Origin of the sequence: Streptomyces pinistramenti (assembly GCF_020564935.1) — a bacterium.
GTDB classification, from domain to species: Bacteria; Actinomycetota; Actinomycetes; order Streptomycetales; family Streptomycetaceae; genus Streptomyces; species Streptomyces pinistramenti.
Genome location: NZ_JAJCXB010000075.1, coordinates 18,887 through 27,167, shown reverse-complemented (window position 1 = coordinate 27,167; position 8,281 = coordinate 18,887). Strand labels below are relative to the sequence as shown.

The 8,281-nt window shown below is 71.8% G+C and carries 11 protein-coding genes and 1 pseudogene; 3 read left to right on the top strand and 9 right to left on the bottom strand.

All coding sequences use genetic code 11. From position 1 onward, the window contains the following. From LIU39_RS31490 to LIU39_RS31475, 4 genes and pseudogenes are all read right to left on the bottom strand, one after another. A partial coding sequence (locus LIU39_RS31490) for a hypothetical protein (RefSeq protein ID WP_227050355.1) occupies positions 1-208 on the bottom strand: 208 nt, incomplete at its 3' end. Positions 209-414: 206 nt separating this feature from the next. Further along, positions 415-541: pseudogene (locus tag LIU39_RS31485) on the bottom strand (GTP-binding protein); the annotation flags it as partial. Between the two features lie 16 nt (positions 542-557). Next, entirely contained in the window at positions 558-728 is a 171-nt protein-coding gene (gene rpmF, locus LIU39_RS31480) for a 50S ribosomal protein L32 (RefSeq protein WP_227050354.1), read from the bottom strand. 221 nt (positions 729-949) lie between these two features. Next, the gene (locus LIU39_RS31475; protein ID WP_227050353.1) at positions 950-2,005 is read right to left on the bottom strand and encodes an NAD(P)-dependent alcohol dehydrogenase; all 1,056 of its coding nucleotides are present in this window, start codon (positions 2,003-2,005) and stop codon (positions 950-952) included. Between the two features lie 139 nt (positions 2,006-2,144). Between LIU39_RS31475 and LIU39_RS31470 the strand changes: the two genes are divergently transcribed. Continuing rightward, positions 2,145-3,008: a helix-turn-helix transcriptional regulator gene (locus LIU39_RS31470; RefSeq protein ID WP_227050352.1), complete on the top strand. Its 864-nt coding sequence runs from the start codon at positions 2,145-2,147 to the stop codon at positions 3,006-3,008. 8 nt (positions 3,009-3,016) lie between these two features. Here the strand turns inward: LIU39_RS31470 and LIU39_RS31465 are convergent, their stop codons facing one another. Beyond that, complete coding sequence (locus LIU39_RS31465) at positions 3,017-3,571, bottom strand: PadR family transcriptional regulator (protein ID WP_227050351.1); 555 nt, start codon at positions 3,569-3,571, stop codon at positions 3,017-3,019. Between the two features lie 176 nt (positions 3,572-3,747). Here LIU39_RS31465 and LIU39_RS31460 point away from each other — a divergent pair, with 176 nt between their 5' ends. Next, positions 3,748-4,179 carry a nuclear transport factor 2 family protein gene (locus LIU39_RS31460; protein ID WP_227050350.1) on the top strand — a complete coding sequence of 144 codons (432 nt, stop codon included), beginning with the start codon at positions 3,748-3,750 and terminating at the stop codon, positions 4,177-4,179. 43 nt (positions 4,180-4,222) lie between these two features. Here LIU39_RS31460 and LIU39_RS31455 read toward each other — a convergent pair whose 3' ends face one another. Both LIU39_RS31455 and LIU39_RS31450 read right to left on the bottom strand, forming a co-directional pair. Continuing rightward, entirely contained in the window at positions 4,223-4,432 is a 210-nt protein-coding gene (locus tag LIU39_RS31455; RefSeq protein WP_227050349.1) for a ferredoxin, read from the bottom strand. A gap of 80 nt (positions 4,433-4,512) precedes the next feature. After that, complete coding sequence (locus LIU39_RS31450) at positions 4,513-5,742, bottom strand: cytochrome P450 (protein ID WP_227050348.1); 1,230 nt, start codon at positions 5,740-5,742, stop codon at positions 4,513-4,515. Positions 5,743-6,097: 355 nt separating this feature from the next. On the opposite strand from LIU39_RS31450, the gene LIU39_RS31445 reads away from it, so the two are divergent. Then, positions 6,098-6,574 (top strand): MarR family winged helix-turn-helix transcriptional regulator, encoded by a 477-nt coding sequence (locus tag LIU39_RS31445; RefSeq protein ID WP_227050347.1) that lies wholly within the window; start codon positions 6,098-6,100, stop codon positions 6,572-6,574. 162 nt (positions 6,575-6,736) lie between these two features. Here LIU39_RS31445 and LIU39_RS31440 read toward each other — a convergent pair whose 3' ends face one another. After that, positions 6,737-7,903: an SPFH domain-containing protein gene (locus LIU39_RS31440; protein ID WP_227050346.1), complete on the bottom strand. Its 1,167-nt coding sequence runs from the start codon at positions 7,901-7,903 to the stop codon at positions 6,737-6,739. A 12-nt stretch (positions 7,904-7,915) separates the two neighbouring features. Then, positions 7,916-8,167: an NfeD C-terminal domain-containing protein gene (locus LIU39_RS31435; RefSeq protein ID WP_227050345.1), complete on the bottom strand. Its 252-nt coding sequence runs from the start codon at positions 8,165-8,167 to the stop codon at positions 7,916-7,918. Positions 8,168-8,281: the final 114 nt, after the last annotated feature.

The following is an 8,281-nucleotide window of genomic DNA, read 5'->3' as shown; positions in this document are numbered from 1 at the left end:
GGGCCGACGGCTCCTCGGAGGCGGTGTGCCCGGCACGCGGCGCCGGCGAGGCGTCGTCGGCGTACGCCGGGCCGGCCGCGGACAGACCGGTCAGCGCGAGCGCGGCGAGCAGTCCGGCACCGGCGGCGCCGCGCAGCCGGGCGCGGGCCGTGGTGCTCCGGGTGACGGGGGACTGCGCGGTCGCGTGCGAAGTGCGGGAGAGGTTCACGGTGGTCTGCTCCACTGTCGACGGGCGGCGCCTGGTGGCGCCCTCACCTCTGACGACGTGCGGCAGGACCCGGGGTTGCCGACGGGAGCGAAAAAACTTTCGCGGGTTGCGGGACGGGGCCCGAGCCGGGCGCGCCCTCACCGCCTGCCTCCTCTCCTCCGTGCCGTGAATGTTCAGGCGGGGAACGGGGCGTCGGCCGCCGTGGGGTCGTCGCCGGCGGCGAGTTCGGGGAGGAAGGCGGCGGCGTCGACGACGGTGACCATGGTGTCCAGGCGGGCGGGGTCGCCGAGGGTGGGCGCCGTCGTGGCGCGGGAAGGCGAAGGCCGCGGCGACGCGCAGGCCGTCGCGGTCAGCCCTTCGGGTCGATCAGGCCGAGGCGGTACGCCTTCGCCAGCCGCTGCGGGACCTGGTACACGGAGCCGTCCACGGTGACCGGGACCAGCTGCGGCGTGGTGGCCTTCCACTGGGCGCGGCGGTGTCGTGTGTTGCTGCGGGAGAGCTTGCGCTTGGGCACGGCCATGGGTTCGGGGCCTCCTCGGGGGTGGGGCGGGACACCCGGGAGGCTATATGGAAATGGGTTTCATTTCCAGTTTGAGTGGAGGGGGTGGTGAGGGACGGGAGGTGGAAACGGGGAACGCCCGGGACGGCCTGGTGGGGCCGTCCCGGGCGGGGTGCGGGCCGGGACGCCGTGGTGCGCGTCCCGGCCCGCGTCGGATCACCGTGGGGCCCGGACCGTGCCGGTCAGATCGTCGCGGTGTCGATGACGAAGCGGTAGCGGACGTCGCTGGCGAGCACCCGCTCGTACGCCTCGTTGATCCGGTCGGCGCTGATCACCTCGATGTCCGCGCCGAGGCCGTGCTCACCGCAGAAGTCGAGCATCTCCTGGGTCTCGCGGATGCCGCCGATCAGCGATCCGGCGAACGACTTGCGCTGCTGGATCAGCGCGAACGGCGCGATCGGCAGCGGGTTCTCCGGGGCGCCGAGCTGGACCAGGGTGCCGTCGGTGCGCAGCAGGCCGAGGTAGGCGGTGAGGTCCAGGTTGGCCGAGACGGTGTTGACGATCAGGTCGAAGGTGCCGGCCAGCGCCTCGAAGGTGGCCGGGTCCTTCGTCGCGTAGTAGTGGTCGGCGCCGAACCGCAGGCCGTCGTCCTTCTTGCTCAGCGACTGGCTCAGCACGGTGACCTCGGCGCCCAGCGCGTGCGCGATCTTGACGCCCATGTGGCCGAGGCCGCCGAGACCGACGACGGCGACCTTCTTGCCGGGGCCCGCCTTCCAGTGGGACAGCGGCGAGTAGAGGGTGATGCCGGCGCAGAGCAGCGGGGCCGCGGCGTCCAGCGGAATGCTCTCCGGGATGCGCAGCGCGTAGTTCTCGTCCACCACGAGGTGGGTGGAGTAGCCGCCGTGGGTGGGCTCGCCGTCGCGGCCGGTCGCGTTGTACGTGCCGACGTTGCCCAGCTCGCCGGTGCAGTACTGCTCAAGACCGTTGCGGCAGTTCTCGCACTCGCGGCAGGAGTCGACGAAGCAGCCGACGCCGACCCGGTCGCCCGCCCGGTAGCGGGTGACCTCGGCGCCGACCTCGGCGACCACGCCGGCGATCTCGTGGCCCGGGACGATCGGGAAGTTCCCGCCGTCGCCCCACTCGGCGCGCACGGTGTGGATGTCGGAGTGGCAGATTCCGGCGTACTTGATGTCGATCAGGATGTCGTGGGCACCCAGTTCGCGGCGCGGAATCGTGATCCGCTCCAGCGGTGCCTTCGGGGCGGGTGCGGCGTACGCGGCGACAGAGGTGTGGGTCATGCCCTTGAGCATGCAAGCGTCCGAAAGCCCTAGCCAGTGCCCCCTTCAACGTATGACGAGCGGTCCTACCACCGGCGGGACCACCCACGAGGACCGCCGCGTTTTCCCCGGCGGGCCGCGGACTGCGCATACTGCAGATATGGACCGGCGCACCGAATTGAGCGAGTTCCTGCGCTCCCGGCGGGCCCGGCTGCGGCCGCAGGACGTCGGGCTGCCCGACCACGGGCGGCGCCGGGTGCCGGGGCTGCGGCGGGAGGAACTGGCGCAGCTGGCCGGGGTGAGCGTCGCGTACTACATACGGCTGGAACAGGGCCGCGGCCGGAACGTGTCCTTTGCGGTGCTCGACGCCATCGGCAACGCACTGCGGCTGACCGGCGCGGAACGCGACCACCTCGCGCAGCTCGCCCGCCCGGTCGCCCGGCGGGTGCGCCCGGCCGGCCGGCCGCAGCGGGTGCGGCCCGCGCTCCAGCAGCTGATCGACACGATGGAGGCGGTTCCGGCCTACGTCATCGGGCGGCGGCTCGACATCATCGGCTGGAACCGGCTCGCCTGCGCGCTGCTCGGCGACCTCCCCGCGCTGCCGCGCAAGGAGTGCAATCTGGCCTGGCACGTCTTCCTGGACCCGGCCGCCGGTGACCTGTACGAGAACTGGGAGGCGAAGGCCGCCGACGTCGTCGGCTTCCTGCGGCGCGACGCGGGCCGCAACCCCGACGACCCCGAACTGGCCTCGCTGATCGGTGAACTGTCCGTCAAGAGCGGCGACTTCCGCCGGCTGTGGGCCGCCCACGACGTCCAGGACAAGGGCTTCGGCGTCAAGGTGCTCAACCACCCGCTGGTCGGCCGGCTGACCCTCGCCTACGAAACGCTGGCCCTGCCCGCCGACCCCGACCAGCAGCTGATCACCTACCACGCGGAGCCCGGCTCGTCGTCGGCGCAGTCGTTGCGGCTGCTGGCTTCGTGGACGCTGGACGCGGCGGCGCAGGGGACGGGCCCGGAGCGCTGAGGCGCCCCTTACGCCTGGCGCCCGCGCAGCACCCCCGCGGCCCGTTCGCACCAGTCGCGGGTCTCGCGTTCGAAGGCGAGGCCGCGCAGGCAGGTCAGGTACGGGCCGATGCGGGCGCCGCGGGCCAGGAAGGCGTCCTCGTCCAGGCCGCCGCGCAGCCGCGCGAGCAGCTTCTCGAAGACCTCCGCCCTGCCGGCCGCGATCCGGGCCCGCTCGGCGAGCTGCGCCAGCACAGGCGCGGCCGCGATCCGGTCCACGGCCTGCACCTTCACCAGCAGGTCGTCGCGGATGAAGGACGGTTTGGACCCGGCGGCCGCGAACCGTTCCAGGGCGGCGATCCCGGCGTCGGTGACCGTGAAGAGCCGCTTGTTCGGCCGGGTTTCCTGGACCACCTGGCGGCCCGTGACCAGCCCGTCCCGCTCCAGCCCGGCCAGCTCCGCGTAGAGCTGCTGCGGCAGCGCGTACCAGAAGTTGGCGACCCCGGCATCGAACGCCTTGGCCAGCTGATAGCCGCTGTACTCGCCGTCCAGCAGCGCCGCCAGCACCGCATGCCGCAGAGTCATCGCCTCTCCGCCTCTCGCGCGCCGGGGATCTCGTTCAGGTCTTGGTATCAGGAACAGCCGGGGGGTCTTGATCCGGGGACCGGCCTGTGTGCAGCATCGACGCCACATCCCATAGTCAGAATTCTGACTGTCCAGAGGGCGGTCCGCGGGCTGCCGCGGCACGAGAGGGAGGCGTCATGGCGACGACGGCCGAGCGGTTCAAGGAAGCGGTGGAGAAGCGTGAACTCGGCGCTCTGGAGGGCCTGTTCACCGAGGACGTGCGCTTCTTCAGTCCGGTGAAGTTCCGGCCGTTCGAGGGCCGGACGATGCTGCTCGGCGTGTTCGGCGTGCTGCTGCGGACCTTCGACGACTTCCGGTACGTCGGCGAACTGGCGGGCGCCGCCGACACCGCGGCCGGTCCCGCCGCGGGCCACGCCGATTCGACGGTCCTGATCTTCCGGGCCACCGTGAACGGCAAGGAGATCCACGGCATCGACCTGCTCCAGTACGACGAGGCGGGGCTGATCAAGGAGTTCACGGTGATGGTGCGCCCGCTATCCGCGGTGCAGGCGCTGGGGGATGCGGTGCTGGCCGGTCTCGTGGCCGACGGGCTGGTGGCGGGCGGCTGACGCGGGCGCCCCGGAGCGCCGCCGGGCCGCATCGGCCGCGTGGTCAGACCCGTTCCTGCGCCTGTTCGAGGGTGATCGCGGCGGCCGGGCAGACGGCCGCCGCCTCGCGTACCGCCTCGTGCAGACCGGCGGCCGGCCGGGCTTCGAGGAGGACGACGATGCCGTCCTCGTCGCGCTGGTCGAACACATCCGGCGCGGCCAGCACACAGCTTCCGGCGCCGCAGCACTTGTCCTGGTCAACGGTGATGTGCATGGTTCTCCTCCTGGTGCGGCCGACCGGTGGCCGGCGGATGGGGACAGCGGGTGGCGGTCACCGCGCGGGGGCGGCGGCCCTCACCACGCGATGGGGAGGGCGTGCACCCCGTAGATGCCCATGTCGGTGCGGAACGGCACGTCCTCGAAGGGGATGTCGAGCCGGAGCCCCGGCAGGCGGCGCAGCAGCGTCTCGATGGCGATCTGGAGTTCCGCCCTGGCCAGCCCCTGCCCCAGGCACTGGTGGACGCCGAAGCCGAAGGCGACGTGGCGGCGGGCGTCGCGGCTCACGTCCAGTTCGCCGGAGCCGGGGAAGACCCCCTCGTCGCGGTTGGCCGTGTTGATCGTGCAGATCACGCCCTCGCCCGCGCGGATGGTGTGCCCGGAGACGGTGACGTCCTCGGTGGCGACCCGGGTGACGCCGTTGTGCACGATCGTCAGGTAGCGCAGCAGCTCCTCCACCGCGCCCGTGATCAGCGTGGGGTCCTCGCGGAGCGCGGCCAGCTGGCGGGGGTTGCGCAGCAGGGCGAGGGTGGAGAGCGCCGTCATGTTCGCGGTGGTCTCGTGCCCGGCGACCAGCAGCAGGCGGCCCATCGCGGCGATGTCCCTGTTGCTGAGTTCGCCACGGGCGGCCAGCCGGCTGACGATCCCGTCGTCCGGTTCGTGCCGCTTGGTCTCGGCCAACTTCTCCAGATAGGCGAGCAGTTCGTCCTGCGAGACGCGCACCGCGTCGGCGGTGGAGCTGAGGTTGAGCAGGACCCGGCTGCGCTCCTGGAAGAAGTCGTGGTCCTCGTACGGGACGCCGAGCAGCAGGCAGATGACCAGCGAGGGCAGCGGCAGCGCGAACTCGGCCACCAGATCGGCCGATGTGCGGCCTTCGGTCATCCGGTCCAGCAGGTCGTCGGCGATGCCCTGCACCTGCGGGCGCATCGCCTCCACCTTCTTGATCATGAAGTCGGCGGTGAGCATCCGCCGCAGCCTGGCGTGCTCGGGGTCGTCCTGCCGGATGAAGCTGGAGGTGTTCGACGACGCCAGCTCCTTGAACCCGGCGGTGAGGAACGGGAATCCCGGGCGCTTGGCGTCGGAGCTGAAGCGCGGGTCGCTGAGCACCTCGCGTACGTCCTGGTAGCGGGTGACCAGCCAGCACTCGGCGCCGTCCCAGAGGGTGGCCCGGGTGACCGGCTGCTCCTTGCGGGCGTACTCGACGGAGGGCGGCGGGTCGAAGGGGCAGCCGGAGGCCCGCGTGGCCGGGACGGCGAGCGGGGCGGTCGGTGCGAGGGGGGCGGTTTCGGTGTGCGGTGCAGTCGTCATTCGGCTGGTCCTTCCACGATCGGGACACGGCGTCGCCGTGCCGAACGGTGCGGGTTACGCCACTTCCTGACGGGCCGGCTGCCCAGGGCGCGTCCGGTGGGTCGCGTCGGCGGGCGGCATTGCCAACTCGTTAACTCTTTACCTGACTAAAGCAATTAACGTGATTCACGTTAACCCACGCGGAGTTGAGGGGGGAAGGGGCGGATCGGGCCGGAACGAGGTTGGCTCAATTCCGCTCGGCGGGGGCGCGGGGGCTTGCGCGGTGCGCCCGCACGCCGCGGCCCCGTCCGGCCCCCGGCCCGTCGCCGTTCCGCCTCCGGTCCGCCGCCCTTGTCGTGCCCGCTACAGTGCCCCCATGCCGGAGCCCGCGAGTGACCAGGACCCCATCGTCGCGCTGCAAAGAGTGCTGGCCACCTTGTCCTATCTGCTCACCCGCTCGCAGGCGCACGAACGTCTGGCGGTGAAGGCCGGGGTGCAGGCGGGGCGGTCGGACCTGTGGCTGCTGATGGCGCTGGACGGCGGTGGCGGCGTCAGCCGGGTCGGCGATCTGGCGGCCCTGCTGATGGTCGAGCCGTCCCATGTCACGCGTCAGATCAGCCGGTTGGAGTCGCAGGACCTCGTCGCCCGCGCGCCGGATCCGGCCGACCGGCGGGCCCGGCAGGTCGCCATCACCCCGCACGGCAAGACCGTGCTCGAACGCCTCCAGGACGCCCGCAGGGCCGGACTGCACCAGGCGCTCGAAGGGCTCGACGACGGAGCCGTCGCCACCACCGTCGATGTCCTCAACCGGCTGGTGCAGCACGTACGGGAGCGGGACGCGGAGGAGGACTGACGGGCCGCCGCGGCGGGGTTCCCGGCGGAACGACGAGGTCCCGCCGGGATCAGCACACCCGGCGGGACCTCGTCGCTCTCTTCGGGGAGCCAGGCCATGTCGTCGGACTCCCGCCCGCGGGGCCTGCCCTCCGGGCGGACGACGGGAGTTCGGCGACAGGACCTAGCGGATCTCGACCGCCCCGTTGTCCGCCTTGTCGACCTTGCGGCTGTCGTCCTCCTGGCCGTCGCGCTTCTCGAAGCTGCCGTCGGACGCGCCGATGTTGCGGCGGACCGAGTCCAGGATCGTCAGGCCCTGGCCGACCAGCCCCGCCGCGATCTCGCCGAGGCCGTCCGCGCCGTTCAGGACGTTGACGTTGGCGCCGGCCAGGCCCGCAGACGCTTCCTTGACGATCTGCGGCAGCTGGTCGATCAGCATCCGGTCCAGCGCGACCCGGTCGTGCGAGGCGGCGGCCTCGGCCTGGATCTTCATCCGCTCGGCATCGGCCAGCGCCAGCAGCCTGATCCGCTCGGCCTCCGCCTCGGCCGGCTTGACGACCTCGGCCACCAGCTCCTGCTGGCGCAACAACGCGGCCCGCTCGGCGAGTTCGGTCCTGGCGGCCAGCACCTCCTGCTGGGCGTGCGCCTGTGCCAGCGGCCCGGCCTGTGCCGCCTGGGCCTGCGCGCGGTCCACCTCGGCCGAGTACTGCGCCTGGACCACGGCCGTCTGCCGCGAATACTCGGCCTGATTCCGCGCGGCCTCCTGCTCGGCCTCGGCCGAAGCCTGGGTGGCCTGCGCCTGCGCGATCTGCGCCTGCCGCTGGATCGCGGCCTTGTGCGGGGCCGACATCGCGTCGATGTAGCCGGTCTCGCCGTCATCGATCGACTGGATCTGCAGCGAGTCGACGATCAGGCCGATCTTCGCCATCTCCGTCTTCGACGTCTCCAGCACCTCGGTGGCGAGCTTCTGCCGCTCGGTGACGATCTCCTCGACGGTCATCGAGCCGATGATCGACCGCAGATGGCCGGCGAAGATCCGTCCGGTCAGGACCGACATCTGGTCCTGGTCGGAGAGGAAGCGCTGACCTGCGTTGACGATGCTCTCGGTGTCGTTGCCGACCTTGAAGGCGATCACGGCGCGGACGGTCAGCGCGATGCCCTGCTTGGTCACGCAGGTCTCCGCGACCTCGGATTCGCACATCGCCAGCGTCAGGAAGCGGGTCTTGCGGAAGACCGGGAGCACGAACTTGCCGTGACCGATCACCACGCGGAACGGTGCATCCCCGTGCCCTCGGCGGCCACCCGAGATCAGCATGGCCTCGTCGGGGGCCGGTACGCGGTAACCGAACATTTTCTTGTCTCCTCAACCGGCGCTGTCGGCCTCGCCGTTCAGCGCCTCCAACGGATCGGCCCAGGCGATGACGTCGACCTGGCGGGTGCCGCGGGAACCGATCACGAGCACGGGTGTGCCGGTTGCCAGCGGCTCGGCCGACCAGGCGAGGAACGCCTCCGAGCCCCCTCTGATGCGCACCTGGACCTCGCCCGGCCCGGCGGCGCCGCGGGTGCCGATGAGCAGCACTCCGGTGCAGCCGATCACGGCTTCGTCCTGCGCCATCGACGGCTCCCCCTCGCCCTGGTGGTCCTGTTGCCGACCTTAGCGCTCCGTGAGCTGGGCGGCTCCTCCACGGACGCCGCGGTGTGGCGCCTGACGGGTCCATCTCGGAGCGGG

Bases quoted from the DNA above. Each gene is read 5' to 3' on its own strand.
- rpmF (WP_227050354.1), bottom strand. From the start codon at position 728: ATGGCCGTGCCCAAGCGCAAGCTCTCCCGCAGCAACACACGACACCGC.
- LIU39_RS31475 (WP_227050353.1), bottom strand. From the start codon at position 2,005: ATGACCCACACCTCTGTCGCCGCGTACGCCGCACCCGCCCCGAAGGCA.
- LIU39_RS31470 (WP_227050352.1), top strand. From the start codon at position 2,145: ATGGACCGGCGCACCGAATTGAGCGAGTTCCTGCGCTCCCGGCGGGCC.
- LIU39_RS31465 (WP_227050351.1), bottom strand. From the start codon at position 3,571: ATGACTCTGCGGCATGCGGTGCTGGCGGCGCTGCTGGACGGCGAGTAC.
- LIU39_RS31460 (WP_227050350.1), top strand. From the start codon at position 3,748: ATGGCGACGACGGCCGAGCGGTTCAAGGAAGCGGTGGAGAAGCGTGAA.
- LIU39_RS31455 (WP_227050349.1), bottom strand. From the start codon at position 4,432: ATGCACATCACCGTTGACCAGGACAAGTGCTGCGGCGCCGGAAGCTGT.
- LIU39_RS31450 (WP_227050348.1), bottom strand. From the start codon at position 5,742: ATGACGACTGCACCGCACACCGAAACCGCCCCCCTCGCACCGACCGCC.
- LIU39_RS31445 (WP_227050347.1), top strand. From the start codon at position 6,098: ATGCCGGAGCCCGCGAGTGACCAGGACCCCATCGTCGCGCTGCAAAGA.
- LIU39_RS31440 (WP_227050346.1), bottom strand. From the start codon at position 7,903: ATGTTCGGTTACCGCGTACCGGCCCCCGACGAGGCCATGCTGATCTCG.
- LIU39_RS31435 (WP_227050345.1), bottom strand. From the start codon at position 8,167: ATGGCGCAGGACGAAGCCGTGATCGGCTGCACCGGAGTGCTGCTCATC.